Raw genomic sequence first — 336 nt, forward strand, 5'->3', positions numbered from 1 at the left:
GTTGCGAAAATTTGAGAGACTCGAACACACATTGACTGTGTGTCGTTTCAATTTTCAGCTTGATCCAGATTTTTAAAGAGCAAATATCTCAAACGTGACTCACTGAGTCAGTTTTGAGATACGGAGGTCGGCAACTTTCACTTACGAACCAGCAAGTGGCGTCCCCTAGGGGATTCGAACCCCTGTTACCGCCGTGAAAGGGCGGTGTCCTGGGCCTCTAGACGAAGGGGACACTGAAGTCTCAATCGCAAGACGCCTTGCTATTCACTTTTCATCAGACAATCTGTGTGGACACTACAAAGGCAGGTTCTTTAAGGTAAGGAGGTGATCCAACCG

General features: G+C 47.6%; 1 tRNA gene. It reads right to left on the reverse strand.

Features of this window, described 5'->3' with window-relative positions:
* Positions 1 to 156: 156 nt before the first annotated feature.
* A tRNA-Glu gene (locus tag OGY35_RS01025) sits at positions 157 to 232 on the reverse strand.
* Positions 233 to 336 lie beyond the last annotated feature (104 nt).

This window comes from Citrobacter sp. Ct235, from assembly GCF_030332305.1.
Lineage (GTDB): Bacteria > Pseudomonadota > Gammaproteobacteria > Enterobacterales > Enterobacteriaceae > Citrobacter_A > Citrobacter_A telavivensis.